The sequence below is a fragment of the Hallella faecis genome, from assembly GCF_018789675.1.
In the GTDB taxonomy this organism is placed as follows: domain Bacteria; phylum Bacteroidota; class Bacteroidia; order Bacteroidales; family Bacteroidaceae; genus Prevotella; species Prevotella faecis.
Genome location: NZ_JAHKBE010000022.1, coordinates 23798 through 48011 on the forward strand (window position 1 = coordinate 23798; position 24214 = coordinate 48011).

Sequence of the window (24214 nt, forward strand, 5' to 3'; positions counted from 1 at the left end):
AACTGTCCTTAGGCGATGCCGTGAGCAGCTACGGTCTTGTCAATGCGTCCAATCATACCCTGAAGGGCCTTGCCCGGTCCGCACTCCAGGAAGTCGTCGGCACCAGCGGCAATCATGTTCTGCACAGTCTTTGTCCAACGCACGGGCGATGTGAGCTGAGCGATGAGGTTGGCCTTGATCTCTACGGGGTCCACGTGAGCCTGAGCGTCTACGTTCTGGTACACGGGGCACTTGGGAGCCTTCACCTCTGTCTTCTCGATGGCTGCCTGCAACTCCTCCTTAGCGGGCTGCATCAGCGGAGAGTGGAAAGCGCCACCCACCTTCAAGGGCAACGCACGCTTGGCACCAGCGGCCTTCAACTGCTCACAAGCCTCGTTGATGGCGTCGTTGTCGCCAGAGATAACCAACTGGCCAGGGCAGTTGTAGTTGGCGGCGATAACCGTCTTGCCACCCTTGCTCACCTCAGCGCAGATCTCCTCAATCTTCTCGTCGGGCAAACCGATGATGGCGGCCATAATACCAGGGTTGGCCTCACAAGCCTTCTGCATAGCATTGGCACGGGCAGCCACCAAACGCAAGCCATCCTCGAAGGTCAGCGCACCAGCGAATGTCAGGGCCGAGAACTCACCAAGTGAGTGGCCTGCTACCATTGCGGCATCCTGCTCGTCAAGACAGAGGGCAGATATAACGCTGTGGAGGAACACGGCAGGCTGAGTGACGTTGGTCTGCTTCAACTGCTCGTCGGTGCCGGCAAACATGATATCGGTAATCTTGAAACTGAGAATCTCGTCGGCCTTGTCGAACAACTCTTTTGCCATAGGATTATTGTCGTAGAGCTCCTTGCCCATACCGACGAACTGTGAACCTTGTCCAGGGAATACAAATGCTTTCATTGTTATTGTCTTATTATTGTTTCGATTATGATGCAAAGGTAACAATAATATTTCGAAATGTGCCGGTACGGCCCGTTATACTTTGTGAATGAATATAAAAAAAGCCCCGCTCATCTTACGACGAACGGGACTTTCCATATTTCTAAAGTCAGGCCACATGAGCGGCCCAAGCATATTCGAGTGGATTACTCAGCGGCGGGAGCCTCCTCAACGGCGGGAGCCTCAACCTGAGCAGCCTCAGCTACGGGAGCCTCTTCAGCCTTGGGAGCCTCCTCAGCTACGACCTCAGCCTTCTCAGCCACAACCTTCACAGGAACCTTCACCTCAACATCCTTGAAGAAGTGTACGGTAGCCTCGAAGTCACCAACCTTCTTGATGTCGTGCATGGTGATGATCTTGCGGTCGATCTCGATGCCCTTCTTAGCGAGCTCCTGAGCAACGACGAGAGCGTTGACAGAGCCATAGAGGTGGCCAGTGGCGGCAACCTTGGCAACAACAACAACCTCCACGTCCTTCAGAGCCTCAGCACGCTTCTCAGCCTCAGCCTTAGCAGCAGCGATCTTGCAAGCCTGCTGTCTCAGGTTTTCAGCGAGCACCTTCTTAGCGCTCTCTGAGGCGATAACGCCCTTGCCTGTGGGAATCAAGTAGTTACGGCCATAGCCGCTCTTCACCTTAACGATATCGTTCTTGTATCCAAGTCCGATAATATCTTCCTTCAGTATGATTTCCATATCTTAGCCTCCTTTTCAATTACTTTAACAAATCGGTTACGTATGGAAGCAGTGCGATCTGGCGTGCACGCTTGACAGCCTGAGCCACACGACGCTGATACTTCAATGAAGTACCTGTGATGCGACGGGGAAGAATCTTACCCTGCTCGTTGAGGAACTTCTTCAGGAACTCGGGATCCTTATAGTCGATATACTTGATACCGCTCTTCTTGAAACGGCAATACTTCTTCTTCTTGGTGTCAATAGAAGGAGCGGTCAAATAACGGATTTCTGAATTTTTCTGCTCTGCCATAATTAAGCCTCCAATTTATTACCCAGTTTGGCACGACGCTTCTCAGCGTAAGCAACAGCGTGCTTGTCGAGCTTCACGGTCATGTAACGAATAACTCTCTCGTCGCGGCGATAGCCAGTCTCGAGACGGTCAATCACTGATGGCTCAGCCTTGAACTCCAACAGGCAGTAGAAACCTGTAGACTTCTTCTGAATAGCATAAGCCATCTTCTTCAATCCCCAGGCCTCTTCGTTCAGAATCTCTGCACCATTGTCGGTGAGCAGCTTCTTGAATTTAGCGACCGTTTCCTTCATCTGTTCATCAGACAAAACGGGAGTCAAAATGAAAACGGTTTCGTATTGATTCATACTACTTTGAATGAAATTAATTATTATTTTGCAAAATGCGGGTGCAAAGTTACAAAATTGTTCGCACATAAAAGCACGCATCTTGCATGTTTTTTGCTTTTTAACACAAAAAACATTCGCGCACCCGCCTTTTCTTATTACTTTTGCAGCGTTATGAAGAAATCCTTGCTTAAGATTACGCGCACGGCGGCGCTTTTTCTCAGAGCTCACGCCGCTTGGCTTGGCCTTCCCTTGGTATACACTGGGGTGTTGCTCATGGCATGCTTTTACGCGACGGGGCTAACCGACCACAACGCATTTCTGTTGTTTCCATTAGCGCTCATCGTCTTGGGCATCGCAGGCCACGTGCGAAACGAGAAGACCTCAGGAAAGTACTAATCCACGAAAAGAGCAAACGCCTCACAAACGCAAAGGACAAACATGAGCCTTCCAAAGGCCCAAGTGTCCCACTTACATAAAGGTGAGGTGGACTCGCACCTTTCGCGCCTGTCCACCCCACCTTATCTTATAAGCCCCCCTGGGTTCTTCCAAACCGCCAGGTTGGGTCTTGTTTACCCTTATAGGTCCATCAATCTTCCTCAGGAACAATTAGTTTGTAGCCCTGGCCATGGATGTTGATGATCTCGATCTGATCGTCGTCCTTCAGATGCTTACGCAGTTTGGTGATGTAAACATCCATTGAGCGCGCATTGAAATAGTTGTCGTCAATCCAAATGGTGCGCAGGGCGTCGTTGCGCTTCAGGATCTCATTGGCGTGTGAGCACAACAACGCCAGCAACTCGTTCTCCTTGGTGGTGAGCTTGGTCTGCTTGTCGCCAATGACGAGCAACTGCTTCTGTGTGTCGAAGGTGAAGCGACCGATCTTGTACATACTGCTCTCACGGTTCTTCTTTCCTCTCACACGGCGCATGATGGCCTCCACGCGCTTCACCAGCTCCTCCATAGAGAAAGGCTTTGTGATGTAGTCGTCAGCACCCTTGTCGAAGCCCTCGAGCACATCTTCCTTCTGCACCTTGGCCGTCAGGAAGACGATGGGCACCTGCGAGTTGATCTGGCGGATGTCCTGAGCCAGGGTGAATCCATCCTTCTTGGGCATCATCACGTCGAGGATGCAGATATCAAACTTTTCCTTGGTAAACTCGCGATAACCGACTTCACCATCAGGGCACAACACAGCGTCGTAACCCTTTGCTATGAGATATTCGCAAAGAAGCGTTCCGAGGTTCTCGTCGTCTTCGCAAAGCAGAATCTTAACTTTTTCGTCCATAATCATTCTATTTTACAAGTTTGTTATCAATTATATTATGTGGCAACGCCCTCACGAGGTGGGCGCTCCCCTATCACTAATCTTTTATCACGGGCAACTTGATGGTAAACTTCGTGCCCTTGCCGTATTCGCTCTCCACCTTGATGTCGCCATCGTGCAGGTCGACCACCTTCTTCACGTAGGCCAGACCGAGGCCGAATCCCTTCACGTCGTGCACATTGCCCGTATGAACGCGGTAGAACTTATCGAATATCTTCTTCAGATTTTCTTTCTTCATGCCCATGCCCGTGTCTTCCAATGAGAAATACAGATACTGGTCGTCGTTCCACGTCTTCAGGTACACATTGAGCGGTTTGTCGGGCTGGCGATATTTCACCGCATTGTCCATCAGGTTGAAGATGACATTCTGGAAGTGAACCTCATCCACGTAGATGGCCGAGTCGATGGCTCCCACATCCACATAGACTTTTCCACCCGTATGCTCCACACGCAGGGAGAAGGAGTTGGCAATGGTCTCCACCATCTCGTTGAGGTCAAGGTGCTTCTTCTTAAACGTCGATTTCTTTCTGTCGAACATCGACATCTGTAACACTTTCTCCACGAGGAACCTCAATCGCTTGGTCTCGTCGGTGACGATTCCCGTGAGATGCTTCATCATTTTCTCCGTCTTGGGCACGCTGTCGTCGTTGAGCATCTGAGCCGCCAGGGAGATGCTGGCTATAGGTGTCTTCAACTCGTGAGTCATGTTGTTGATGAAGTCGTTCTTCATCTCGCTGTAACGCTTCTGGCGGAACACCACCACGATGGTGAACACAAAGGTGATGAGCAATATCAGGGTAAACACCACACTGGGTATCATGAACCTCACGCTCGAATAAATATAGCCATTGATGTCAGGGAAATGCACCTTCACCACGCCCATCTTCGAAGCCGGATCGTTGCGGAAGAGCACTTGCGAATAGGTAAACTCCACGCCCTCGTCGGTATAGTCGGGACAACGGTACACCTCGCGACCGTCTTGTGTGGTAACCGTGAAATGGTAAGGAATGTTGATACCATTATTCATCAGTTCCGCCTTCAGGTCCTGATCGAGTATCTTGAAGTTAATTCGCTCTTTCAGAGGCTTTTCCGATGCCGAATAAAGCATATTCATCACCACCTCGTCGAGCAACGCCTTTTGGTACACATAGCGGTTCTTCACTATTTCCTGAAGCGATTTGCTCGCTGCGTTGTTCGAGTTGCGATCGTTCTTCAGAATCATGGCCTTGGGCATCTGCGCGGGCTTCGTGGAGATGGTTTTCAGCTCGAAGGAAGAATACACCGTACCATCCTTGCCTTGCACCGCAAACTGATGCGAGCGCTGCACGGTGCCATCGTCGGGATTGCCCGACCTTGTGCCCACGCTATCCACCCGATAGGCATGCCGCTCGGTCTCGTTCACATCCTTCTCCAGATAGCGCAACGTCTCATTGAGCTCCAAGTTGCGCGACGCCTGGTAGAGGGCGCGGTTCACGCTTTCGTCGAACTGCTCCTTCTTCATGTTGGCCATTTCCTGTATGTACGTCAACTGCAATCCAAGCAATATGACGAAGCTCAGGCCCATGATAACGGCGATGATCCAAATGGTTTTCTTCTTCATAAGGGCAAAGATAAAGATTTTCTTAATGCGTTAACATCTTTCTGTTAAGAATTTCGGAATATTTTGACGTTATTAACTATATCATTATATTATAGTTGCAAATATGCAACTAAATTCCACCCATTCCCTTTTATTATCAGCCCTGTTACCCAAAGCTATGCCGACAAGCATTGCCTATTATAGACGTCATCTATCAAAAGATAGACAAAAACATTCGCTTGTCTATAACAAAAAACCTACCTTTGCACCAAAAGAAACCCACATTAGAATTATGGAAACCAGAAAAGACATAGCAGCGGGCAAGAAGGCCTGCGGATCACACAACTGCACCCAAGCGGTTTGCTGTACCTACCACGACTTCACCGGTATCGACGAAGAAACCATCAAGCACGTTGGCAACTGCTTTGCCGCCGGCATGGGCAATATGGAGGGCACGTGCGGAGCGCTCGTAGGCGCCGGTATCGTTTACGGGTTGGCCACCCGCAACAAATCCTTAGCCTTGAAGGGCATGCGCCAGATGATGGAGAAGTTCCGCCAGCGCAACGGCTCCACCCAGTGCAAACTGCTCAAGGGCGTTGGCACAGGCAAGATGCTCCGCGAGTGCCCACTCTGCGTGGCCGACGCCTCCGAACTGCTCGAGGAATTGCTGGAACAACTGCCCGCTGCCGAGACAGGCGACAAAACGCGCCAGCATCCCCACCCCGCCACCTAAAGCATTCGCATATATAAAAATAGGTAAAGAGAAGCCTTCCATGACCACAACCCTTTCGACCCAACAAGCCCCGAGCCTCGCCTGCGCATCCCCTGCCAGCAGGGAAAAGGCTCGCCCCAGAAGCAAATACAAAGCACAGAACGAACAAGACCGATGCGTGGCGTGTGGCGTATGCGTAAAGATGTGCCCCAAGGACGCCATTAGCATCCTCAAAGGTTGCTACGCCGTCATCGACGAGGACCGCTGCGTCGGTTGCGGCATTTGCGAAAAGAATTGCCCAGCGGGTGTCATGCATAAAGTAACACGATAACCCATGGCTAAACAGAAACCCAAGAAGTGGAACGATTACCTTTGGATCGTCTCCGCCACCTATTTCACCCTTGGATTCTTCAACATCATCTTTGCGTGGCTTGGCGTCGTATGCTTCCTCATTCCCCTGCTGATGGCCATCTTCGGAGGCGGCAAAGGCTACTGCAACAACTATTGCGGCCGTGGCCAACTGTTCCTACAGATAGGCAACACCCTTGGATGGTCGAGCAAGAGGGTGGCGCCACGATGGCTTTCGTCGAAGTGGTTCCGCAACGGGTTCCTGGTGTTCTTCCTGTTCTTCTTCATCCAGATGATTGTGCTCACGGTTCACGTGGCCAAAGGTCTCGACTCGCTTCACCAAACCATCCACCTGCTTTGGACCTTCGACGTACCCTGGCATTGGGCCTACCCCGTAGCCGTTGACCCTTGGGTGGCGCAGTTCGCCTTCGGCCTTTACGGCATCATGCTCACCTCGCTTATCGTAGGTGTCATCCTTACCGTCGTGTTCCGCCCGCGCACCTGGTGCGTGTTCTGTCCCATGGGCAATATGACTCAAATGATTTGTAAACTCAAAAACCAATAAACATTATGGAAAAATTCAACGACATCATCAATAGCAACCAACTCACCTTGGTAGATTTCTTCGCCACATGGTGTGGCCCATGCAAACAGATGCACCCCGTGCTCGAGCAACTGAAAGCCGACCTTGGCGACAACATCCGCATCATCAAGGTAGACGTTGACAAGAATGGCTCATTGGCCGCCGCTTACCGCATCCAGTCGGTGCCTACGTTCATACTCTTCCGTGCAGGCGAGATGCTCTGGCGACAAAGCGGAGCCATGAATCTTGCCGACCTCAAGAACCTTCTGGCAAGCCACACATAAAATCATGAACATTCAACAACTCAGATACATTGTTGCCATCGACCGCTTTCGCAATTTTGCGAGGGCGGCCGATTCGTGCCATATATCACAACCCACCCTGAGTGCCATGGTGGCGAAATTGGAGAAGGAACTCGATGTGCGTCTCTTCGAGCGATCAAACAAAACGGTGAAACCGACCGTCGCCGGCGAGAAGATCATTCGGCAAGCACAAAGGGCACTGATGGAAACCGATCGCATTGCGGAACTGGCGAGCGAAGACAAGGGGACTATTGGCGGATCGTTTGCCCTATCCGTCGGTCCCACCATCGCTCCTTATCTGCTTCCCAAGTTTATCCACCATTATCGCAACGACTACCCCACCGTCGACCTCTCCATCCGTGAACTGAAGGCGAGCTTCATGTTCGAGGCACTCCTCAACGGAGAGTTCGACGCGGGCATCGCCATCTCCGACAACATCCGACAAGGCATATTGGAAATACCACTCTACACAGAACGATTCTATGTATACATAGCCGAGAGTTGCTGGCGAAAATTGCCCATATTCAAACCTGAGAATCTCGAACACGAGAACATGTGGATCATGAAAGAGGCGCAATGCCTACGCGAAAGCGCCTTCTCGTTTTGCAAGGCGCGCAGCAAGGGAACCCACATCTACGAGGCGGGAAGCATCGACACGCTGATACGCATTGTCGACGAGAATGGTGGCTTCACCATCATCCCCGAGATGCACCTGCCGTTTCTTTCCGAGCAACAACGCGCCAACGTTCGCAAGATCGAAGGCGACTATCTATCACAACGACGCATATCGCTCTACATCAAAGACGACTATGTGCGCGAGCGTATGCTCAACACCGTGGTCGACACCCTCAAGACCTTCATGCCCGAAAGCATGCTGAGCAAGACGGTGCGTCGCCCCCTACGCCTCTAACCACCACAGATAAGCAAAGTCTGTAAAAAAGACAGAAGGACAGCGAGTTGCCACGCCGTTCTTCCCGGAAATGCCCCAAGCGCCATCCACACGCGTCTTGGGGCTTCCTGCAAAAAGCCCCAAGCTTTTTGCTTTTTATCCCCAATCGGTCGTTAGATTTCAATTCTTTTCGAGCAGGTTGCGACAGGCGCACCCAAAGGCATAGCGGGACTATATAGAAACGCGAAAGGAAGCAAGATGCCGAAATTTCCTATTTCGGTCTAATGACCCATTAGGGATAATATGTTTGAAAAGTTCTGAAAAAAACGGGCTCACTTTTTGTGGTGAATTAGAGAGCGAAAAAGTCGTTTTTACGAAATGGAAAACAAAATTAGGAACTGCCTATTTACGATTAGGCATGTATCGAGTTGCGCAAGATGGCTTTCCGCATTGGGGTTAGGTAGGTTTCGCAACTCAAAAGGGCAGGTATCGACGTACGAAAAGGCATGTTTCGCAATGAAGAATGTAAAATACGGAATAAGAAAACAACCATTTACACACTAAACTACTGAACACCAATCAATTACAAAAGTCCGCCAAGAATTGCGTATTTGCGGCTAACGGCGCTCTCGTGAAAAAGAAACGTGTAGTTCTTGCTATAGTTTGTTGCGCGTTTTCCGAATCCAAGCGAATTGTCTCAAGCGTCTATTTCCACCAATTATCCCCAATCGGTCGTTAGATTTCAATTCTTGTTAGTGTTTCTTTCGAGCAGGTTGCGACATTCGAGTTGAAGCCATAGCGGGCTATGGCGAAACGCGAATGGAAGCAAGATGCCGAAAGAAACGCTGACAAGAGTTGGAAAGAATCCATAGAATCATAATAATTCACCCATTTCGGTCTAATGACCGATTGGGAATTATCCCAAATGCCTTACCATCGAAAAACACAAAAAGGCAAGAAGCGGTGTGCTTCTTGCCTTAATCTCTTGGTGTTGCCACAAGCGCAACACCATCCTCTACCTGTTCACCTTATGATATAATGCGATGGCGTCCGCCATAATGTCCTGGTGATCGAAGGCCAACACGGGCAGATCGGTCAAAGGGAACCAAGCCGCCTGGGCAGCATCGTCGTGTCCAGCCACAGTTATCTGACTGGCAACCATCGCCAGATAGGCCACCGAAATGGTGCGCCCCCGAGGGTCACGGTCGACCTTCGAGTAGGCGCCAATCTGTCGAACCCGCTCAACGACGAGCCCCGTCTCCTCCTCCAACTCACGAATGGCGCATTGCTCCGCGGTCTCGTCCATGTTCATGAATCCACCAGGGAAAGCCCAGTGTCCCTTATAGGGCTCATTGCCCCGTTGTATGAGCAGCACCTTTGGCACCTCCTCAGTGGTAATAACCACGCAATCGGCCGTTACCGCCGGCCTCGGATATTGATAAGTGTAGGTCATAAGGCTATGCCATTCTACATCTCGCCCTGTACCTTCTTAGGCAGCACAAGGTTGAGCACTACGGCAAGGAGGAACACCACGGCTACGCAGTTCTCAGCAAACACCGTGCGCACAATCTCGGGGAAGATGGCAAACATGCCTGTGGCTTGCGTGAAGCCAAGACCCATGCTGAGCGAGAGACTAACGATAACCATGTTGCGCTGCGAGAAGCCAGCGCGCGCCATCATGCCAAAACCGGCAAAGAGGATGCTTCCAAACATCATGATGGTGCAACCACCGAGCACGGCCTGAGGGATGGTTGTCAGGGCTGCGCCAATAACGGGGAACACACCACCGATGATCATCACCACGGCTCCCACGCCAATGGTGAATCGGTTGACCACACCCGAGATGGCCGCCAAACCCACATTTTGGCTAAACGAGGTAATGGGCGTACAACCAAACAAACCCGACACGGAGCTGACGAAACCATCGCAGCAGATGGCCGACCCCATCTCGCGGGTCGCGGGGTCGCGCTTGAGGGCGCTATTGCAAAGGGCTGAGGTGTCGCCAATGGTCTCGGTGGCCGACACGAGGTACACGGCCACAACGGAGAGAATGGCACCCACGTTAAACTCGGGGGTGAAAGGAAGGATGCGCGGGAGCGCAATGATCGACTGTCCCGACAAGCCGCCGAAGTCGACCATGCCCATGAAGCACGAGAGCACATAGCCCACCACAAGACCCACGAGGACCGACAACGAGCGCAGGAAGCCCTTGGCAAACACCTGACAAAGCAAGCAGGCAAGAAGCGTTACGCTACCCACAATCCAATTGCTCATGCTGCCGAAGTCGGTTGCTCCTTGGCCACCGGCAAACGAGTTGGCGCCAATGGGAAGGAGCGAGAATCCGATGGCCGTAACCACCGTGGCCGACACCACATGAGGGATGAGCTTGATCCAATACTTAACAAACAGTCCGAGCGTTCCCTCAACCAATCCGCCCACGATGACCGCACCGATGAGCGTGCCCATGCCGTAAGCGCCGGCGATGCTGATGGCGAGCGAAAGGAACGTAAACGAGATGCCCATCACGATAGGCAAGCGAGAACCCACACGCCACACGGGGAAGAGCTGCACCAAGGTTCCTATACCGGCGATGACCATACAGTTTTGGATAAGTGCGGCGCTAATGGCGCTATCGAGCCCCACGGCCGCCGCCAAGATCATGATGGGGGTGATGTTGCTGACAAACATGGCCAGCACATGTTGCAAGCCGAAGGGAAGAGCCTTGCCCAACGGCACTCTACCGTCGAGCCGATAGAGGTTCTCTACTGAATTTGACATAATGCTTTATTGATGTTAGTATGAAACCTATAGGCCTGAACGCACCATTGCGCCCAGGCCATCGGTATGAAGTTAATTATAAATAGCTATCTTGATAACCCCGTCCTCCTTGTTCTCGAAGATGCGGTAGGCTTCCTCTATCCTACTGAGGGGGAAGCGATGTGTGATGAGCGGTGTGGTGTCGATCTTGCCCTGCTCAATGAGGTGGAGCACCTCCTCGCAATCGCAACCGTCCACCCCACCCGTCTTGAACGTCAGGTTCTTGCCATACATGTTGGGCAAGGGCAACACCTGCGGTTCGTCGTAGAGGGCCACAATGGTGACGATGGCGTTGGGGCGCGCACATTGCCAAGCCAACTGGAACGTGGCGTTGGCGCCCGCCACCTCCAATACGCGGTCGGCGCCCCCATGGTCGCTATGGGCTTCCACAAACACCTGACACTCCTCAGGTGTGGTGAGCAGCACCTCGGGATAATGCTTCTTTACGAATGCGCGACGTTCCTCCGACCGCTCACAAACAATGATGCGCTTCGGGTGTTTCAGCATGGCGCAGAGCAAGGTGCAGATGCCCGTCGGTCCCGCGCCGATGATGAGCACCGTGTCGTCCTCGGTAATCTCGCTGATGCGGGCCGCCCAGAAACCGGTGGCCAGCACATCGCCCACAAACAAGGCTTGCTCGTCGGTAACGCTATCGGGAATGCGGTTCAATCCTTGGGTGGCCAACGGCACGCGAACATACTCCGTCTGACCACCGTCAATGCGACAACCCAACGCCCAACCGCCATGGGGCGAAGTGCAGTTGTTCACATATCCATGCTTGCAATAGAAGCACTCGCCACAGAAGGTCTCCACATTCACGGTGACGCGATCGCCTTCCTTGATGCCTTTCACCTCACTCCCAACAGCCTCTACAACGCCCACCATCTCGTGGCCAACGGTAATGCCGGGCACCGCCCTGGGCACACTACCATGCTTGATGTGGAGATCGCTCGTACAGATACTGCCCAAGGTAACGCGAACAATGGCGTCGGTGGGTTCCTCTATCACGGGTTTCGGCTTGTCGGTCATGGCAAACCGTCCTTTCTCTATGTATGTGTATGCTTTCATGAGTTATGTTTTAATATTCACCACGTGGCCCCAAAGCATGGTCGAGTGTCGAGACCATACGGATCATGTCATGCTTGCAACAGGTATTTTGCCCTCTTGGCCTTGGGCAATGTGCTGATAATCAACTCGTAGGATTCCTTGATCCATGCCCTCACCAGGCATGGGTCGAGTTGCTCATAATAAATGTCGCTCCAATGTTTCTTATTCCAGTGAAACGCCGGAGTGACGGTTTCGTATTGCTCGCGCAAAGCTTCGTTGCGCTCAGGAGCCAACTTACAAGCAAAGCGAGGCATGCTATCGTTCATGGAGTGGGATCCTCCCCCTAACCAAAGGCATAAAAATATCTTTCCCTCAACGCGGTAAGTTATGTTATCGTCGCCAAAGGGTTGGTCTTCGGTCACGCCATATAGCGACAGCGTGTAGGCCCTCACTTGCTCTATGTCCATGGTTGCTTGGGGTTCTCTGTTGATGATTTATCGGTCTTGAAGGCCCTAAAGCCTGCATGCGCCAAGAGAGGGTTTCGGCCGAGCGCTACCAAACACTCCCACAAACCGTTTCTTGACGCATGGCAAAGGTAAAAATAAAAACAGAGGATCCCACTCTCTTTCGCAGGAAATTTCAATCAAGACCTCACACTTTCTTGCCCAACTCGTATGCCTCCCGCAACTTACCGTTGCCGGCAATGGCGCGCGGGCCATCTACGCCTCCACAGAAAAGTGTGGCCGCCAAGCGACTCTTGGGGTAGCAATCGACCCATCCGGTGAGGCCGGCCTCGGCGCGTTGGGGCACCTCTGGCTCGTCCTCTGCAGCCGTGGAGAGCATGTAAACATCGCGGAACCGATAGTCTAAGCGATACATGGCGTTCGTGCGGTCGATGAGCACCTTCATCTGGCCGCTCATCTCATAGTAGTAGATGGGCGTGGCCCAACAAACCACATCGGCGCCAAGCACCTTCTGCATAATGTCGTTAACATCGTCTGGTATGGCGCACCTTCCCTGTTTCTGGCAGGCCATGCATCCCTTGCAGAACGCTATTTGCTTGCCAACGAGCGAAATCTTCTCCACTTCGTGCCCCGCCTTGCGAGCACCTTCCACAAACTGATCAGCGAGCATGTCGCTATTCGACCCAACACGTAAGCTGGTTGAGATAACAATTACTTTCTTCATATCGATTTTCCGAGTTTACAGTTTGTTATATTCCTCTTCGCTCACAGGCTCCAACCATTCGTTGGGGGCCGAACCAGGACATGTGTTTTCCACCTGCACATGGGTGGCGATATGCTGGAACCATGAGTCCTTTTGTGCGCCATGCCAATGCTTCACGCCTTCTGGAATATCGACCACATCGCCCGCCTTAAGTGGAATGGCCGGCTTGCCCCACTCCTGATACCATCCCTTACCCGACACACAGATAAGCATTTGGCGTGCGCCATGATGTATATGCCAATGGTTGCGGCATCCAGGCTCAAAGGTCACGTTGCTCATAGGCAGAGCCGTTTGTTCGCCTTCGCCAATATTTTTGGGAGTCAACGGGGCGAGATGGCTATTGCCCGTGAAGTATTTGGCGTATGCCGTATTGGGATTTCCTATGGGAAACGCCAGATGGTTAGCTTCGTCCGAGACCTCCTGGGCCACCTCATCCGCCCACACCTCCTTGGCAAGATTGAAGGCAGCCCATGCCTTGGGCCATCCGGCATAGAAGGCGATGTGGGTTATTATCTCAGCTATCTCGGTGCGGGTAATGCCATTGTTCTTGGCCGTCTGAAGATGATATTTCAGCGAACTATCGGTAATGCCCTGACTGATGAGTGACGTAAGGGTCACCACACTTCGGTCGCGCAACGAGAGAAGGTCGTTGCGGCTCCACACCTCACCAAACAGAATGTCGTCGTTAAGATGGGCAAACTCTGAGGCAAACTCGCCCAACTGTGCGCGTCCTGCTGTCTGTACTATTTTCTTTTGTGCCATAACTTGCATTGAAATTGTTATGATTATTATGATTAAAACAAACCTCTTCATATCCTTGGGCACTTATACGATCTTTCTATATCCAGAAGGCGTCTGTCCCGTCTTGGCCTTGAAGAACCTCACAAAGTGTTGGGGATACTCGAAGCCAAGCTGTTGGCTCACCATCTTAACGCTTAGCGTCTCGTCGTTAAGGAGTTGTAGGGCAGCCCGTAGCACACGATCATTGATAAGGTCCTTGGCCGTCCGTCCCGTCTCGGTCTTCACCAACTCGCCAAAATACTTAGGAGAGTAGCAACATTTGTCGGCAAAGTAAGCCACCGAAGGAAACCCTTCGTGCTGGGCTTGGTTGGCAATGTATTGGTCGAGCAACGTCGTAAATTTCCTCACCACAGAATGGTTGATCTCCTCGCGGGTGATAAACTGACGGTCGTAGAAGCGCAGGCAATAGTTCAACAGCAACTCACTGTTGCTCACGATCAACTCGCGCGAATGCTTGTCGATGCTTCGTTTCAACTCCTGTTGTATCATGGAGAGCACACCCCGGAATATGTCAATCTCGCCACACGAAAGGTGCAACGCCTCGTTGGAGGTGTAATCGAAAAACTCATATCGGCCTATGCGCTTACCCAATGAGGTGCGACTGAGCAGGTCGGGGTGAAACACGATGGCTGTCCACTTAGGAACCGACACATCAGGATTGGGTTCCACGTGGATTACCTGACCCGGTGCGAAACTTGTAACCGTCATCTCATCGAAATCATACTTGGTGCGCCCGTACGACAATTTGCATCCTTTGTTCTCCTTGAGAAACAGGGCATAGAGGCCATAATGACACGTGACCTCCTCCAATGTCCTTGGCTTGTCGAAGCGCACCACGCTCACCAACGGGTGGAGCGTATCGAGATGATAGAAATCGTTGAACTCTTGGACGGTATTGAAATAGACCTCTTGCATAAGCACCTTACTTTTGTCAGTCCACAATACCCAACACATCTTCCACGATTTGCTCATCGAGCAAACGGTTGTTGGCAAGCAACTCGTGCACGTCGTAACGGTCGTAGAGGCCCTTCTTGATGCCGCCCACAAGCACCTTCATCTGCGATGTGCCATAATAAGACGCGATGCGCTCTCCGAATCCACCATCCTTGCAACCATCCTCAAGCGTCACCACCAGTTGGTGGTCGTCCTTCAAGGCGTTGAGCACGTCGACGTCCACGGCGTTCAAATAGCGAGGATTGATGAGCGTGGCGTCGATGCCCTTGTCGGCCAAGAGGCGCACCACGTTCTCTCCCTTCTGGTAGAACGATCCTGCGGCAATGATGGCCACCTTCGACCCTCGGTGCATCACCTTGTACTTCGGGGCGTAACCATATTCGGCATCAACCGGCTCGGCGGTGTGAACCACCCCATTGCTTGGCGTACGAATGGCTATGGGCTTTTGGTCTTGCTGGATCGCCCAACGCATCATGGCAAAATACTCCTCGCAGGTGGTGGGTGCCAGATAGATGAGACCCGGAATGCTGCAAAGCATCGGAATGTCGAAGAGGCAGATGTGAGTGATGTCGTTCATCGAGTTTACGCCACCTCCCACTACGTTGATGACCGCCGGATTGGCGTTGATGCAAAGGTCTTGCGCTATCTGGTCGTAGGTGCGCTGAACAAAGGTGCTGTAAACCGTCCACACGGGATGCAATCCACCCTTTGCCATTCCTGAGATCATGGCCACCGCCTGCTCCTCGGCAATGCCCATGTCAATGTGTTGCTTACCTGCTTCCTTGCGCTTGTCGGGCGTAAAGCCTGCGGCTGTGGGCGTTCCTGCCGTAACGGCGATGAGCGTCTTGTCGTGCTTCATCTCGCGTAACATCCAGTCGCTGAAGAGCTCCGCATAATCCTCGCATGCCACCACCTCGGGCATCGTTCCATCCGCATTCCTCACCGGCCTACTGCCATCCTCCAGGTTAAACGGCAATCCCCAATGCCACGCTTCCTTGTTCTTAACGGCTGGTGCGTAGCCGTGTCCCTTCTCGGTGTGGATATGGACCACGGTAGGCTTGTCGGTGTCCTTAACACTTCGGAACACCTCTATGAGTTTTTCTATATTGTTGCCTTCCTCCAGATACTTGTATTCGAAGCCCCAAGCCTTAAACCAGTTGTGCTCGCATGTACCCCCCGACTCTCGAAGGGCACGTAAGTTCTTGTAGATGCCGCCATGATTCTCGGCTATCGACATCTCGTTGTCGTTCACCACGATGATGATGCCCGTACCCAGTTCGGAGGCTTCCGAGAGACCTTCGAAGGCCTCGCCACCCGAGAGCGATCCGTCGCCGATAATGGCGATGATGTTCTCGTCGGTTCCCTTCACATCACGCGCCTTTTGTAAGCCCGTGGCCAGACTGATGGATGTGGAGGTATGGCCCACCTCAAAATTGTCGTACTCGGGGCATTCGGCAGGCGACGAATAGCCCGAGATGGCGTTCATGTCATCTACATCGCCCAAGAATCCCGAGGCACGCCCCGTCAACACCTTATGAGGATAACTCTGGTGGCTCACATCGAACACCAACTTATCTTTCGGCGCGTTGAACACATAATGCAACGCCACGGTAGCTTCCACAAAACCAAGGTTAGGTCCCACGTGTCCACCATGCTTGCTTACGCGGTTGAGCACGGCCCGACGTGTTTCGTCGGCCACCACTTGAAGCGCCTTCAAGTCCAGCCCTTTCAAGTCGACTGGCGACAGAATTTTTTCTATATACATGGTTGTGTTGTTTTGTTGATGAATACTTGTTTTCGTTTTTCTTGGTGCAAAGATACCCACTTGGTTCGTATTACCCTATACCCCGAGTTCGGAAATAATTACCCCAATAACCGATTATGGCATTCCGGGTACTATTCAAAGGCAATATCGCAGGCCTCAACCACACGTTCGCCCATGTCGATCATGGCGTTGAAGAGGCTCACGCGTTGCGCACGTCGCAGGTCGGCAAGCGTCAGGTCGGCTTCCTTCAGCAATCCTTGGTCGAGCAGGAAGGCCCGCTTGGTGCCCAGGAGCAAGGGGCGGCGCGGCGTCAACCACTCATGGCCATCATACAGAGCGAGGTTGGTGTAAGAACTATCGGTTACCATCCCATTCTTCACGATGACAATCTCATCACAGTTGCCACGCTTCGTCACCAAGGCGTTGAGCGCCGACCGATCCACGCTCTTATAGTCATAACCGATCGAATCGTCGCAAACCACTCGCAATGAGCGAATTGGACGCATGGCATAAGATGCATATTCTACCTTCTCCACCCCCTTTTCGCCATACACCACACGCGCCTTGAAAAGGTCCATATCGGCCTTCGGCGCCACCCACTCTTCCAAACGGGGCATGGCCGTGAGGGCAAGCGCGGGAAAGAAATGGGCGATGGTACGCTCCATGCGTGCCTGATGGTAAGCAAGAGCCAAGGCCTTACCATTCTTTACCTTGATGGTCTCCACAAATTGTTGCATCATAGTTGGGATTGTTCGTTACGATGGCGCACATCGAATGCACCTTATTATATTATGCCCCACCCCGTTCACTCGAAGGGCAGGTAAATCTTTTGAAGAACCTCGTCGTATTCCTTTCGGCAATCGCTCTTCGAGGTGATGCCGCCTCCGGCCTTGAACGACAACCCGTCGCCGTGCTGCTCCACAAAGCGTATCATGACGGCGGAGTTGAGTTCTCCTCGGTCGTAGATGCCCATGATGCCGGTATAGAAGCCGCGGTCGTAGCCTTCCGCCTCCTCGATAATGGCCACCGTCTTGTTCTTGGGCGCTCCCGTTATGGAGCCCGCAGGTAGTTGCGCGGCCAGCATATCGCCGATGTGCGCTTGGTAATTGCGAGACAAGCGCCCACTAATCTCGGAACTTGTTTGCAGGATGTCGCCCTTATTGGTATGGAGCACATCCACATACCGGTACTTGTCGACGCGCACATCCTCGGCCACCCTACTGAGGTCGTTGCGTATGAGATCGACGATGGTGGCGTGTTCGGCCGCCTCCTTCGCGTCGGCCATCAACACCTCCTCGGCCTGGGGCAACGAGGCGTCGAGCGTTCCCTTCATGGGATAGGAATAGACGCGCCCACCCTTGACCTTCACGAAGGTCTCGGGTGAGAAACAAACAAAATGGCGGTTTTCCTCCTCGTGCCCACGGAGCAGCAACTTGTATTTTCCCTTGGCATGAAGAAATATGTCGTGAAGCGATAGGTTGCACCTCACAGGCACCTTGCATGTGAGGTTGGCGAGATAGCTGTTGCCCATCAACATGTTGTTCTTCACGATATCGAAGCTCTTCTCGTACGACGCATACGAGGGAGCGTCGACCTCCCATTGCACCTCAGAGGGGAAGGGAGGCTCCACCTGTCGCCCCACGTTAGACGTGCCCTCAAAATCGTAGAGGCACTCCCGTGGGTCAATATCCGACAATTTTTGGATAAAAGCGTCATCACCTTGGAAATTGACGACGAAGAGAAAAGGGTCGCCTTCTTGAGCGAGCAGGTTGATACGTTCGATAATAACTTGTTTCATAGTATGCATGGATCATCCTCGTGGGGATGTCATTCAAAGAACTTTTCAATCAGAACCAGACTCATGAATCCTAACAACAGGGCGTATGTGGCTTGTTTCTGATAGCCATGCGCATGGGTCTCGGGAATCATTTCGTCGCTCGTCACATAGAGCATGGCCCCTCCGGCAAAGCCCAGCATCACGGGCAGCAACGCCTGCGAGACGCTTCCCAGAGCAAAGCCCAGCCACACGCCAACCACCTCAAGCAACCCGATGGCCACAGATATGACAAAGGTGCGCATGGGTTTCACGCCGGCCAACAGCAATGGGGCTATGACCACCATGCCCTCAGGCACGTTCTGTATGGCGATGCCCAAGCTAACGGTCCAGTTGGTGGTCACCACATCGCTCAAGCTCACACCAGCGGCCATGCCCTCAGGCAATTTATGCAAGGCGATGGCCATGACAAACAACAGGATTCTATTGAGCGACGCGTTATGGCGATGCTCTTCCGCGTCGAGTCCGGTGATATGATGCAAATGGGGCGTAACCAGGTCGAGCACATTCAGGAAGAACGCGCCCGCCATGACACCTGCCACCACCAACCACCATTGCTCGCCCTGCTCAAAGGCCGGAACGATCAGGCCCAAGGTAGCGGCGGCCAGCATGATGCCGGCACAATAGCCCAGTATTGTGTCGTTCCACTTGTGCGACAGGCCCTTGATAAGGAATCCCAGCACACTACCGATGATCGTCGCTCCGCACAGTCCAGCGGCGCTAATCCATACTTGTGCCATTGTCTACAACGCTTACCACATCCACCACATGGCTTCCCGCCCCTATCAGGTCGGCACGCTCGGAGATGCTCTTTTGGTATTCTATGAAATGGGCGAACGTCTCTTCGCTCATGCGATTGAGTCGCGTGCGCATATAGTCGGACGCTCCATCGGGCGAGAAAATGGTTACCCGCTCCAGACCGGCGCCTTGGTCGAGACGGTCGATATCCTCCAGGCGCACATAGTCGTAAAGCTCGTCGGGTTGCGCCTGAATGTGGAAATGCTTGTCTACAGCGCCTCGCTCCAACAAGCCCCCTATGCGTTCCTCGTCGAAGCAATACGACAGGATGCTGTATTCGTTCATGAGGTAGGCCACAAAAATGACGCCCCCAGGCTTCGTTACGCGCTTGGCCTCGTTCAGGGCCTTGATCTTCTCCTCGTCGCCTATCAGGTGATAGAGCGGACCGAGCAGCAACGTGACGTCGGCCCACGCTGTAGGCAGGAACGGCATGTTCCTCGCGTCGCCTTGCACCACATCGGCCGTAGGTTCACGCTCCAGGAACACCTCTATGTTGCGACGCACCAGCTCCACGGCCTTCACCTCATAGCCCTCGGTCATGAGGGCGGATGTGTAGCGGCCCGTTCCGGCGCCAATGTCGAGCACACGCGCGCCCGGCTTCAGAAAACGGTGCAGATGGTGCAACGTGGTTTCAAACTCAACAATGCCATGACGGCGCAACAAGCGCTTGTCCTCGGGATGTTTGTTATAATGCTTCTCTATGTTGGATAAGGGCATAATGCATAACTTTTTTGTGTAGGCAAAGGTAAGCATAATAACTGAAAAAGCCTTCCACAACATGGTTTTTTTACGGATTGCCTATGGCTTGGGGGTAATGCGTTTGCGGTCGCTATGAAAGCGCTTACGCGTTTGGGCCATGGCCTCGGTTGCCATGGCGTGCGTCTCGATGAGCAGCTTACTCTTATGGTAAGCCACGATCTTGACCGCAACCGAACGATGCCTGGCCTTCGCCTCAATGCATTGTTGTATCAAATCGGGATTGGCCGACTTGGCCGTCGGCACCTTGTCGAAGTTCATGATGTAAGCGGCGTTGGTCAGGAAGAGGAGGTCGGACGCTTCGGGCAGATGGCGCATCACCTTTACCATGAGGGTGAGCATCATGCGAAACTCGGTGGTATGCAAGTCGCTAATCGCCTCACGCCCGATGGTGCGCCCTTCGCTTTCTATCACCACGGCGGCACCTCCTGCACGCTCCTTATGCCCATAGTCGCACGAGCCGCCTATCCAAACCTGATAGGTGGCAGAAGGCTGGGATGTTGGCATAGAAGTCATGCGCTTCCCCCTACGCCTTGATGGCGTTTAAGATTTGCTCGGCGTGGATTTTCGTCTTGATTTCCTTGGGTGTGAAGATCTTCTCGATAACGCCTTCCTCGTTGACGAGATAGGTGGTGCGGAGGATGCCGATGGTTTTGCGGCCGCACGTCGCCTTCTCTCCCCAACATCCCAACGCCTGCAACAAGGTGGTGTCGGTATCGGCTATGAGGGGGAACTGCAAGCCGTGGGCGTCGGCAAACTTCTTCTGCAAAGCCTGCTTGTCCTTGCTCACACCAATGATCTCGTAACCTGCGGCGGCCAACTCCTCCTTATGGGCCTGCAACGAACAGGCTTCGGCGGTGCATCCGCTGGTGTTGGCCTTGGGATAACTGTAAAGCACTATCTTGCGACCGCGATAATCGGCGGCCTTAATCTCGCGTCCGTCCTGGTCGATGCCCAGGACCTCGGGAATCTTATCTCCTATAGTCATATAGCTTTTATTTTTCAAAATCGGTCATCAGGGTTTCGTACTAAATGACCAATTGGGGTTTATAGAAACAACTCGTTTTTCTTCCGCTCACAGCAGAGAGGCTCCAGATGGGACTCCAGCATGTGGAGGCGCTCACCTATGCCACGCGCCAGCACAGGACAAACCGCCACGCAACGCATGCATCCGATGCAAAGGTCCGGGTTGACCTCTTGGGGATGATCGGGCGCTATGGCTCCCACAGGACATTGGCTGGCGCACGTTCCGCACCCCGTGCAAAGGTCGTTGGCCGTGGGGAACGGTCCTGTGCACCCTTGCTTATAAGGGCGGTTGCCCGGCACCACCAATGGGTGTGAAGGCTCTTTCCGTTCCATCGCGTTGCGGATGGCTGCGCCAAAGGCCGCGAGCTCGTGGGCGTCGGCCTCGTCGGGCCGCCCCGCGCCATACATGCGGCAAATGCTATGCTCGGCAATAGCCGCCACAGCCGCCACCACCCGGAAGCCCATGGCGGTGGCCACATCGCGCATCTCCACCAGGGCGTCCTCGTAGGCTCGGTTGCCATAGACAGCCACCACCACGCAACGCGCTCCGTGGGTCTCCACACACCTCAGGCGCTCAACGGCCAAGGCGGGCACACGTCCTGCATACACGGGCATGCCCACCACCACAAGGTCGGAGGGCCCGACGGTGGGGACAGCCACTTCATCGGCGGGCACACAGAGTTCCGTGGCCGTGGCGATGGTTCCCAATCCCTCGCAGAGCGCCTCACACACACGTAGGGTTCCACCTGTTGGACTGAACGTGATCTGACGTATTCTCATGTTTTGGATGTTTTGGGGTGAATCTGAATGATCGAATGGGGTTAAAACTTCTTGGTTCTCACATGGCAATAGGGTTCGCCACCCGTCTTTTCATAATAGCGCTGGTGGTAGGCCTCGCCTATGTAGAACGGTTCCTCGGGCAGCAACAGGGTGTTGACCTCATAGCCCTTGTGGCGCAACAGTTGCATCACGCGCTCGGCCGTCTGCCTTTGGGTCTCATCGCGATAGAATATGCAACTGCGGTATTGGGCGCCCAAGTCGGGTCCCACGCCATCGGTCTGTGCGGGGTCGTGTATCTCGAAGAACAGTTTGCAGAGACTCTCATAGGACACCACCGTGGGATCGAACTCGACGATGACGGCCTCCACATGATGCGTCTTATGGTCGCGCACATCGGCATACGAGGGGAAGGCCTCCGTGCCTCCGGTGTAGCCCGCAAGGGTACCCACCACACCCTGCTGCTTCTGAAACTGGTGCTGGGTGCCCCAGAAGCATCCGCAAGCAAAGATGCCCACGGCAATATGGGGGTCGGTGGGAGGCTGGTAGAGGTCGACCTTCGAGCAAGCCTTGATGGCCTCCCTTACCTTGGCCAGCGCCTCGCCATACTTGGCCTGTTGGTCGGGATGGGCTTTCTCGCGCTCGTAATGCTGTTGCAAGTCGTTATGCTCCACTTGCAGGGCGATGGGATTGCCCGAGTGGATGATGCGTCGCAGATGCTCCTCGCAACTCACCCTCTCCTCATGGATGAGCAGGCGGAGCGCGTTCACAACGCCCGTGGGTATGCCCTCATGGAGCAGGTCGTCGAAGGTGTAATGGGAGCGTTCCACCACCTCGTGCAGGAATCCCGTCATTTTCTCCTCGTCGGTATGGCCCATCAATCCCACGGAAAGCGGATGGAGAATGGCTGGATACCCGTCGCGGTTGAGTTGTCCGGCATGGGCCGTTGTGGCTATGCGAAGTGCTATGTCGATCGTGTTCATCCCATCAACTTATTCATGGCGAAATATTTCCACAAGGGAGCGGCCATCAGGGCTTGGTGAAACTCGTCGTTCCTGAGCATGCGCGCCACCTCGTCTTGCTCCAGAAACACCATCTTGATGTCTTCCGTGCTCTCAAGGTGCTGGGTGGACACGCGCTCCACGCCAAGGGCCAGGTAGCAATGGCAATAGTTGTTGCAGGCTCCAGGGTTGGGACTGATGGTCATGAGCTTCGTCCATTGGCCCCCGCCATAACCTGTTTCCTCATACAGTTCGCGTTGGGCTGCCTCCAGCGATGTTTCGCCCTTCTCCACGCATCCGGCCGGTATCTCGATGGCGGTGAGGTGCTGAGCGTGGCGATACTGACATTCCATCAGGAACTTATTGTCTTTCGTGATGGCCACAACATTGCAGAAATCGGGATACTCCAACACGTAGAAATCGTTGATCTCGGCACCCGTAGGCAACTTCACGTGGTCGCGCCTGGCGGTAAGCCAAGGGCGTTTGAAGACATACTCGCTATCGAGCACCTCCCAGGCCATGGGGTCTTTGTCTTGTTTCGTTTCTATCTTGCTCATTTGCAATCAATCTTCTTTTACAATAGGATACAACTCGATAAACTCGCCATTGTGTGCCTTGCCATCGTTGATGAGCTCCGCAAACGACTTGCCCACGGTGTCGATGTCGTGGAAACCGGGGAGCGCCATGTTGCCGTTGAGGTCGGTGGTGGTGGGGCCCGGGTGCACACTAAAGATCTCAACCGGGATATGCTTCTGCTCGAAATCGACGGCCATGACGCCCATCATGGCGTTTTGCGCGGCCTTACTGGCCACATAGGCCAGCGGATGCCAATAAGGGCTCACCTCGCTTGGCACGGTGATGTTCACGATGCGGCCTTCGTTGGCCTTGATGACGGGCAGGAGGGCTTGGGTAATAGCAAGAGTGCCATAATAGTTTACATCTATCGTGGCCTTGATGTCGATCATCTGGGTGTCCCAACTGGTTACCGACATATCGCCGGGAATGCCCGCATTGTTGACGAGCAGACTCAGGGAAGGATATTTCTTGGCTATTTCGTTGGCCGCACGGCTGATGCTATCGGGGTCGTTGAGCTCGATGTTTACCCAGCCGAGCACATTCACGCCCGCCGCCTTCAGGTTGCTGATGGCAGCCGTGGCGCGTTGCGAGTTGCGCGCTCCAATGATTACGTCCCAACCGCTCAGGCCGAGGTGCTTGCTGATGCCAAAGCCAATGCCTTTGTTGGCTCCTGTTACGAAAACGATCTTATTCATTGCTGATAGGGTATTTAATATGCATAGATAGTGCAAATTTAGATAAAATTTTCGAATTATAAGCCAGTTGGGATAAAAAACAGAAATGAATATCTCCGAGTGCTCGCTGCTTGCGTTGAAATGTCAAGACCGACATACTAAAATCTTGCATCAACGTG

The 24214-nt window shown here is 53.3% G+C and carries 29 protein-coding genes; 5 read left to right on the plus strand and 24 right to left on the minus strand.

The annotated features are described in order from the left end of the window. Positions 1-8: 8 nt before the first annotated feature. The 6 genes from fabD to KM934_RS06750 all read right to left on the minus strand — a co-directional run bounded on the left by fabD (position 9) and on the right by KM934_RS06750 (position 5169). Entirely contained in the window at positions 9-893 is an 885-nt protein-coding gene (fabD, locus tag KM934_RS06725; protein WP_215759855.1) for an ACP S-malonyltransferase, read from the minus strand. Positions 894-1078: 185 nt separating this feature from the next. Beyond that, positions 1079-1624, minus strand: a complete 546-nt coding sequence (rplI, locus tag KM934_RS06730) for a 50S ribosomal protein L9 (protein WP_215759856.1) — start codon at positions 1622-1624, stop codon at positions 1079-1081. Between the two features lie 19 nt (positions 1625-1643). Beyond that, positions 1644-1916 carry a 30S ribosomal protein S18 gene (gene rpsR, locus KM934_RS06735; protein ID WP_215759857.1) on the minus strand — a complete coding sequence of 91 codons (273 nt, stop codon included), beginning with the start codon at positions 1914-1916 and terminating at the stop codon, positions 1644-1646. Positions 1917-1918: 2 nt separating this feature from the next. Then, positions 1919-2263: a 30S ribosomal protein S6 gene (gene rpsF / locus KM934_RS06740; RefSeq protein ID WP_215759858.1), complete on the minus strand. Its 345-nt coding sequence runs from the start codon at positions 2261-2263 to the stop codon at positions 1919-1921. Between the two features lie 568 nt (positions 2264-2831). Then, positions 2832-3530: a response regulator transcription factor RprY gene (gene rprY, locus KM934_RS06745; protein WP_215759859.1), complete on the minus strand. Its 699-nt coding sequence runs from the start codon at positions 3528-3530 to the stop codon at positions 2832-2834. Positions 3531-3606: 76 nt separating this feature from the next. Next, on the minus strand, positions 3607-5169 hold the full coding sequence (locus tag KM934_RS06750) for a sensor histidine kinase (protein WP_215759860.1): 1563 nt from the start codon (positions 5167-5169) through the stop codon (positions 3607-3609). 271 nt (positions 5170-5440) lie between these two features. Here KM934_RS06750 and KM934_RS06755 point away from each other — a divergent pair, with 271 nt between their 5' ends. Genes KM934_RS06755 through KM934_RS06775 form a run of 5 tightly spaced genes read left to right on the plus strand, consistent with a single transcriptional unit; the run spans position 5441 to position 8003 of the window. Continuing rightward, positions 5441-5881 carry a C-GCAxxG-C-C family protein gene (locus KM934_RS06755; RefSeq protein ID WP_215759861.1) on the plus strand — a complete coding sequence of 147 codons (441 nt, stop codon included), beginning with the start codon at positions 5441-5443 and terminating at the stop codon, positions 5879-5881. A 40-nt stretch (positions 5882-5921) separates the two neighbouring features. Continuing rightward, a complete protein-coding gene (locus KM934_RS06760; protein ID WP_215759862.1) occupies positions 5922-6191 on the plus strand; it encodes an ATP-binding protein in 270 nt (89 codons plus the stop codon). 3 nt (positions 6192-6194) lie between these two features. Continuing rightward, a complete protein-coding gene (locus KM934_RS06765) occupies positions 6195-6773 on the plus strand; it encodes a 4Fe-4S binding protein (RefSeq protein WP_215759863.1) in 579 nt (192 codons plus the stop codon). A 5-nt stretch (positions 6774-6778) separates the two neighbouring features. Next, entirely contained in the window at positions 6779-7075 is a 297-nt protein-coding gene (gene trxA / locus KM934_RS06770) for a thioredoxin (RefSeq protein WP_215759864.1), read from the plus strand. A 4-nt stretch (positions 7076-7079) separates the two neighbouring features. Next, positions 7080-8003: a LysR substrate-binding domain-containing protein gene (locus tag KM934_RS06775; RefSeq protein ID WP_215759865.1), complete on the plus strand. Its 924-nt coding sequence runs from the start codon at positions 7080-7082 to the stop codon at positions 8001-8003. A gap of 994 nt (positions 8004-8997) precedes the next feature. On the opposite strand, the gene KM934_RS06780 is transcribed toward KM934_RS06775, so the two are convergent. The 18 genes from KM934_RS06780 to KM934_RS06865 all read right to left on the minus strand — a co-directional run bounded on the left by KM934_RS06780 (position 8998) and on the right by KM934_RS06865 (position 24056). Then, positions 8998-9435: an NUDIX domain-containing protein gene (locus KM934_RS06780; protein WP_215759866.1), complete on the minus strand. Its 438-nt coding sequence runs from the start codon at positions 9433-9435 to the stop codon at positions 8998-9000. Positions 9436-9449: 14 nt separating this feature from the next. Continuing rightward, complete coding sequence (locus KM934_RS06785) at positions 9450-10760, minus strand: uracil-xanthine permease family protein (RefSeq protein ID WP_215759867.1); 1311 nt, start codon at positions 10758-10760, stop codon at positions 9450-9452. Positions 10761-10832: 72 nt separating this feature from the next. Continuing rightward, a complete protein-coding gene (locus tag KM934_RS06790; protein WP_215759868.1) occupies positions 10833-11867 on the minus strand; it encodes an alcohol dehydrogenase in 1035 nt (344 codons plus the stop codon). A gap of 68 nt (positions 11868-11935) precedes the next feature. Continuing rightward, on the minus strand, positions 11936-12313 hold the full coding sequence (locus KM934_RS06795) for an MmcQ/YjbR family DNA-binding protein (RefSeq protein WP_215759869.1): 378 nt from the start codon (positions 12311-12313) through the stop codon (positions 11936-11938). Positions 12314-12497: 184 nt separating this feature from the next. Then, positions 12498-13034 (minus strand): flavodoxin family protein, encoded by a 537-nt coding sequence (locus KM934_RS06800; RefSeq protein ID WP_215759870.1) that lies wholly within the window; start codon positions 13032-13034, stop codon positions 12498-12500. 15 nt (positions 13035-13049) lie between these two features. Beyond that, entirely contained in the window at positions 13050-13886 is an 837-nt protein-coding gene (locus tag KM934_RS06805) for a carboxymuconolactone decarboxylase family protein (protein WP_215759871.1), read from the minus strand. A gap of 12 nt (positions 13887-13898) precedes the next feature. After that, positions 13899-14789 (minus strand): helix-turn-helix domain-containing protein, encoded by an 891-nt coding sequence (locus KM934_RS06810; RefSeq protein WP_215759872.1) that lies wholly within the window; start codon positions 14787-14789, stop codon positions 13899-13901. Positions 14790-14805: 16 nt separating this feature from the next. Continuing rightward, entirely contained in the window at positions 14806-16593 is a 1788-nt protein-coding gene (locus KM934_RS06815) for a 1-deoxy-D-xylulose-5-phosphate synthase (protein ID WP_215759873.1), read from the minus strand. 131 nt (positions 16594-16724) lie between these two features. Continuing rightward, a complete protein-coding gene (locus KM934_RS06820) occupies positions 16725-17333 on the minus strand; it encodes an aminotransferase class IV family protein (RefSeq protein ID WP_252344926.1) in 609 nt (202 codons plus the stop codon). A 65-nt stretch (positions 17334-17398) separates the two neighbouring features. Further along, a complete protein-coding gene (locus KM934_RS06825) occupies positions 17399-18391 on the minus strand; it encodes an aminodeoxychorismate synthase component I (RefSeq protein ID WP_215759874.1) in 993 nt (330 codons plus the stop codon). Positions 18392-18420: 29 nt separating this feature from the next. Beyond that, entirely contained in the window at positions 18421-19167 is a 747-nt protein-coding gene (locus KM934_RS06830; RefSeq protein WP_215759875.1) for a ZIP family metal transporter, read from the minus strand. Next, positions 19148-19942 carry a class I SAM-dependent methyltransferase gene (locus KM934_RS06835; RefSeq protein ID WP_215759876.1) on the minus strand — a complete coding sequence of 265 codons (795 nt, stop codon included), beginning with the start codon at positions 19940-19942 and terminating at the stop codon, positions 19148-19150. Before KM934_RS06835 ends, KM934_RS06830 begins: the two co-directional genes overlap by 20 nt. An 81-nt stretch (positions 19943-20023) precedes the next feature. Further along, entirely contained in the window at positions 20024-20488 is a 465-nt protein-coding gene (locus KM934_RS06840; RefSeq protein ID WP_215759877.1) for a ribonuclease H, read from the minus strand. 19 nt (positions 20489-20507) lie between these two features. Continuing rightward, on the minus strand, positions 20508-20969 hold the full coding sequence (locus tag KM934_RS06845; RefSeq protein ID WP_215759878.1) for a peroxiredoxin: 462 nt from the start codon (positions 20967-20969) through the stop codon (positions 20508-20510). A gap of 59 nt (positions 20970-21028) precedes the next feature. Beyond that, positions 21029-21787, minus strand: coding sequence for a 4Fe-4S binding protein (locus tag KM934_RS06850; protein WP_215759879.1), 759 nt, complete (start codon positions 21785-21787; stop codon positions 21029-21031). A gap of 41 nt (positions 21788-21828) precedes the next feature. After that, a complete protein-coding gene (gene msrA / locus KM934_RS13285; RefSeq protein ID WP_317192660.1) occupies positions 21829-22308 on the minus strand; it encodes a peptide-methionine (S)-S-oxide reductase MsrA in 480 nt (159 codons plus the stop codon). Positions 22309-22763: 455 nt separating this feature from the next. Further along, positions 22764-23342, minus strand: a complete 579-nt coding sequence (locus KM934_RS06860; RefSeq protein WP_252344928.1) for an NUDIX hydrolase — start codon at positions 23340-23342, stop codon at positions 22764-22766. Between the two features lie 6 nt (positions 23343-23348). After that, the gene (locus tag KM934_RS06865) at positions 23349-24056 is read right to left on the minus strand and encodes an SDR family NAD(P)-dependent oxidoreductase (protein ID WP_215759880.1); all 708 of its coding nucleotides are present in this window, start codon (positions 24054-24056) and stop codon (positions 23349-23351) included. Positions 24057-24214 lie beyond the last annotated feature (158 nt).